Origin of the sequence: Candidatus Synechococcus spongiarum SH4 (assembly GCF_000586015.1) — a bacterium.
Taxonomy (GTDB): Bacteria; Cyanobacteriota; Cyanobacteriia; order PCC-6307; family Cyanobiaceae; genus Synechococcus_B; species Synechococcus_B spongiarum_F.
On sequence record NZ_JENA01000134.1, the window covers coordinates 1 to 4683 of the forward strand.

6 protein-coding genes and 1 pseudogene are annotated in these 4683 nt (G+C 65.2%); 4 read left to right on the forward strand and 3 right to left on the reverse strand.

Annotated elements, in window-relative coordinates:
- Positions 1-64 precede the first annotated feature (64 nt).
- The 3 genes from BG35_RS0106685 (at position 65) to BG35_RS0106695 (ending at position 1817) form a co-directional block, all read left to right on the forward strand.
- Positions 65-244: a hypothetical protein gene (locus BG35_RS0106685; RefSeq protein ID WP_025782225.1), complete on the forward strand. Its 180-nt coding sequence runs from the start codon at positions 65-67 to the stop codon at positions 242-244.
- Positions 228-1391 carry an aminotransferase class V-fold PLP-dependent enzyme gene (locus BG35_RS10750; protein WP_308417022.1) on the forward strand — a complete coding sequence of 388 codons (1164 nt, stop codon included), beginning with the start codon at positions 228-230 and terminating at the stop codon, positions 1389-1391. Before BG35_RS0106685 ends, BG35_RS10750 begins: the two co-directional genes overlap by 17 nt.
- A gap of 78 nt (positions 1392-1469) precedes the next feature.
- The gene (locus BG35_RS0106695; protein WP_025782226.1) at positions 1470-1817 is read left to right on the forward strand and encodes a hypothetical protein; all 348 of its coding nucleotides are present in this window, start codon (positions 1470-1472) and stop codon (positions 1815-1817) included.
- A gap of 36 nt (positions 1818-1853) precedes the next feature.
- Here the strand turns inward: BG35_RS0106695 and BG35_RS10755 are convergent.
- From BG35_RS10755 to yidD, 3 genes and pseudogenes are all read right to left on the reverse strand, one after another.
- Positions 1854-3348, reverse strand: a pseudogene (locus tag BG35_RS10755) (UDP-N-acetylmuramoyl-L-alanyl-D-glutamate--2,6-diaminopimelate ligase).
- A gap of 55 nt (positions 3349-3403) precedes the next feature.
- Positions 3404-3703, reverse strand: a complete 300-nt coding sequence (locus BG35_RS0106705; RefSeq protein ID WP_025782227.1) for a glutaredoxin family protein — start codon at positions 3701-3703, stop codon at positions 3404-3406.
- Positions 3700-3912, reverse strand: a complete 213-nt coding sequence (gene yidD / locus BG35_RS0106710; RefSeq protein ID WP_025782228.1) for a membrane protein insertion efficiency factor YidD — start codon at positions 3910-3912, stop codon at positions 3700-3702. The genes BG35_RS0106705 and yidD overlap by 4 nt, the downstream gene beginning before the upstream one ends.
- Positions 3913-4075: 163 nt before the next feature.
- Here yidD and rpsD point away from each other — a divergent pair.
- Positions 4076-4683, forward strand: a 608-nt coding sequence (gene rpsD, locus BG35_RS0106715; RefSeq protein ID WP_025782229.1) for a 30S ribosomal protein S4, incomplete at its 3' end; no start/stop codon positions are given.

The window sequence follows — 4683 nt, forward strand, 5'->3', positions numbered from 1 at the left end:
GGGGCGTTCCGGTCCACGGGGTTGTGGGTCTGTGTAGCGTCTCGCTACTTTCGCTTGCCCCTCCGTGAAATCAGGGAAACCAGGGTTCGATAGACAGGCCGTCACGTCTCAACTGGCCATTGCCGCTCTGGCCGCCGGCGTGGTCACCTCCTATGCAGTCTCCCAGGGACAAAATCCTCTGATCGCGTTGGGGATTACCATTTTCTCCGCCGTCAGCGCCGTTGCCCTTGGCCAGTGCATCTGATGCCCTCCTCCCCCAGGAGGCGGCCGTCGTCGCATTACGGCAGGACATGCCTGCCTTGGCCAACAAGGTCTACTTCAACTACGGCGGCCAGGGACCGTTGCCCACCGCGTCTCTGGAGGCCATGGCGACAAGCTGGCGCCGCATCCAGGAGCTGGGACCTTTCGCGGAGCCGGCTTCCGGCTATGTGAAGGAGTTGATTGCCTCCCTTCGCCGGGCGTTGGCCGCCCTCTGTGGCGTTCCACCCCAGCGTTTGGCATTCACGGAAAACGTCACCTCCGGCTGTGTGCTTCCCCTGTGGGGGTTGCCTTGGCGGTCCGGTGATCAGTTGCTCATCAGCGATGGGGAACACCCCGGCGTTGTTGCCGCCTGCCATGAGATCGCCCGCAGGGAACACCTCAACGTGGGGATCCTCCCTGTACAGGATTGCGTCAGGGAAGACCAGGTGCTGGAGCGCCTGGACAAGGCCCTGCAGCCCCGCACGGGACTGGTGGTGCTCAGCCATCTGCTGTGGAACACGGGGGCCGCCATGCCCATTCCTGCCGTGGGGCAACGGCTCAGGGAGCACGCCAACCAGCCGTGGCTGTTGGTGGATGGGGCCCAGTCCGCTGGGGTCGTGCGCCTGGAAGACGCAGTGGCGGCGGCGGATCTGTATGCGTTCACGGGCCACAAGTGGTTCTGTGGGCCGGAGGGCCTGGGGGCCGTGGTGGTTTCCCGAAGGCTGCTTGACGTGGGCGCCCCCACCCTGATCGGCTGGCGGGGGCTGGCGGAGGATCCGGACCAGCCCCTTCGCTTCCATGGGGATGCCCGCCGTTATGAAATTGCCACCGGTTGCTACCCCTTGACGGCGGGTCTGCTCCAGTCTCTCCGTAGCCTGGCGGCGGTGGGTGATCCCCGCCAGCGACTTGCCCTCATTCAGGCCCACAGTGGCTGCCTTTGGCGTGGCTTGCGGCAATTGGAAGGGGTGGAGACCCTGTTGCCGGAACCGCCCTCCGGCGGTTTGGTGAGCTTCCGCGTTCAGGGCCACAGACCTCTGCAGGTGGTCCGCGCCTTGGCGGAGCGGGGCTTGGTGTTACGAAGATTTGAGAAGCCCGACTGCGTCCGGGCCTGCTGCCACGTGACCACGTTGCCCACGGAACTGGGCGCCTGATCTCTGAAATTGCTTCCTTTATGACAAATTTCAGATCCGCTTAAGGCTTAAGGTTTTAATCACTTTTGCAGAGTGTTCATGTCATCTAAAAGCTGCCCCCGCTTCTTCCATCCCCTGGCTGCTGTGGAAACCCGCAGTGACGGTCAATGCTTTGCCAACGCATTTGCCGTGGCGGAACACCGGGTGAACCTGGCGTTGACCGGCGCTCTGCTTCCCGCCCTGAACGTGGTGAAAATCCTGCGGCAAACCGGCTTTGCCCGACTCCACATCCAATCCATGTTCGAGGATGCCCGCCAGGGCAACCACCACGCCCGACTGCGGATGATCGAGTTCACAGCCGATGCCCTCGTGGAGGAGGAGGGCCTGGAGGCCGGCGCCATGGAAGAAGACGATGCCGATGATCAGATTTCCATGACCCCCGGTTGAGGGCCGCCGTCCGGGATGGTGGCGGGGGCCGGGGTTTCAGCGCTGGGCAATGGCCGCTGCCGCAACACGGCGATCATCAAAGGGCCGTTGTTCATGGCCAATGATCTGGACCCTTTCATGGCCCTTGCCGGCAATGAGCACCGTATCCCCCGCCGCTGCCTGAACCACGGCCCTGTGAATGGCCAGGTTGCGGTCCAACTCCCGACGATGGGGGATTCCTGCGGGCAGGCCTGTGCAAATCTCCTCCAGGATGCCCTCGGGATCTTCCGTGCGGGGATTATCGGAGGTGATCACCAGTTCATCGGCCAACTCCGCTGCTGCTGCCCCCATGAGGGGACGCTTGCCCCGGTCCCGATCCCCGCCACAACCGAACACACAGATCAGCCGCCCCGCCACAAAGGGGCGCAGGGCCTGTAACGCACTGGTCAGGCCGTCGGGAGTGTGGGCATAGTCCACCACCACCGTCAGATCCGGCGCCCCGATGGACTCCATCCGGCCCGGCACCCCGCCAAAGCGGGGCACCTGCTCCAGAAGCGGCCCCAGGGGCGCCCCACAACTCAGCAGCACCCCCACCGCCTGGAGCAGGTTCATCAGGTTGTAGCGTCCCAGCATGGGGGAGCGGAAACGGCCTTCCCCCACGGGGCTGATCAGACGTCCCTCCCCTCCTCCGGCTCCCATGGACAGGTCGCACATCACCAACTCCCCATCCCTGGCCAACGGCGGCTGATTCCCTTGTCGGGAATCCAGCAGGCGGCAACCCCAGGCTTTGCCCCCCAACTGCCGGTGCAGGCGCTGTCCATAGCGATCTTCTTGGTTGATCACCGCCCGCCCGTGGAGCATGTCCGCTCCAAACAGCCTGGCCTTGGCCTGGAAATAGGACTCCATATCCCCGTGGAGGTCCAGGTGGTCCTGGCTCAGATTGGTGAACACTGCCCCGGCAAACCTCAGCCCCGCCACCCGCTGCTGGGCCAACGCATGGGAACTCACCTCCATGGCGGCCCGCTGCACACCGTCCGCCACCGCCTGTGCCAGGTGCCCATGCACCACGTCCGCCGGCGCCGTAGTGTGGCTGGCCGTCATCACCGTCCCCGGCCAGCGATTTTCCAGGGTGCCCAACAGGGCCGTGGGCGTCCCCATGGCGCTGCTCAGATGCTCGATCCAGTGGGTGACGGTGGTTTTGCCGTTGGTGCCGGTCACGCCAATGAGTTGTAGTTGCCGGCTGGGGTGTCCCCAGAAGACCGAGGCCAGCCGTCCCAGACAGGCTGCGGGATCCTCTACGACCACCACCGGATCCGCTGGTCCCGGTGGATGCTTCCGAGCCGCCCGGGGGCCGATCACGGCAGCCGCAGCGCCATCCGCCAGGCTGGCTGGCCCAGTAGTCGCCGCCATCCACCCGGGCGCCCGGCGCCCCCACAAACAGGGCAGAAGGGGGCAGTCGTCTGGAATCCCCCGAGACCGCCCGAATCTCCCGATCCGCCAGCAAGGCGGGGACGGGAATCGCCGCGTTCTCCAGCAGGGGATGAAGGCGCATGGGTTCAACTCCAACGATGGACTCGGCCCCCAAAGCTTGCGGGCTGTGGCCCCAATCAGCCAGGGGCTGACCCGGTAAACGGGCCGAGATGTTTCTCCAGCCACCGCTGGAGCGCCAACCCCTTGAGCCGTGGCGGCACCCGGGGCAGCACCGGATCCCGCAGCGGGTCTGCCCCCGCCACCAGCAGGGGCACCAACAACCCGAAACGCCGCTGCAAGGCCGGATCGTTGTCCACGTCCACCAGCCGCAGACTCTCTTGGGGTAGCAGAGATCCCAGGCGCTCCGCCAAGCCGCTGCAGAGGCAGCACCCGGACCGGGTGAGCAGAATCAGAGGGGGCCAAGTGGAGTGATTCATCGGTCGGGCACGGGGTCGTACCCCCCTGCCGTGCAGGGGTGACACCGCAGCAGCCGCCAGACACTTAACCACCCGCCCCGCCACAGGCCATGGCGAGACAGGGCTTCCACGGCATAGGCGCTGCAACTGGGGCTGAAGCGGCAGCGGGGTCCCAACAGGGGGGAGATGAACCGTTGATAGAGCCTGATCAAACCAATGAGCGGCGTCACCGGGCGCCAGGGGCCGGCATCACCCCTCCGGGAGGTTACACTCACGGTCTGGCGCCATGGGGGCAGCGTGGGGTTGTCCCCCGGCAACGGCTCGGACACGGTCTGGTTGCTGCTGAACCCATGGTGCCAGATTTCCCCTCTACCCCTGCATCAAGAACTACCCATGTCTCGATACCGCGGCCCTCGCATGAGGATTACGCGGCGCTTGGGAGACCTTCCCGGTCTCACCCGTAAGTCCGCCAAGCGGTCTTATCCCCCCGGTCAGCACGGCCAAGCCCGTCGCAAGCGCTCCGAGTACGCCATTCGTCTGGAAGAAAAGCAGAAACTCCGTTTCAATTACGGGATTTCCGAGCGGCAGTTGGTGCGCTACATCAAGAAAGCCCGCGCCCAGGAGGGCTCCACCGGCACCAACCTGCTCAAGCTGCTGGAAAATCGCCTGGACAACGTTTGTTTCCGCCTGGGCTTTGCCCCCACCATTCCCGGCGCCCGCCAGTTGGTGAACCACGGCCACGTCACCGTCAACGGCCGCCTGGTGAACATCGCCAGCTACCAGTGCAAGGGCGGAGACGCCCTGGCCATTCGCGAGCGCAAGGGCAGCAAACGGCTGGCCGCGGACAATCTGGAGTTCCCCGGCCTGGCCAACGTGCCCCCCCACCTGGAACTGGACAAGAACAAGCTCACCGCCAAAGTGGTGGGCGGCTGTGAACGGGAGTGGGTGGCCCTGGAGATCAACGAGCTGCTGGTGGTGGAGTACTACTCCCGCAAGGTGTA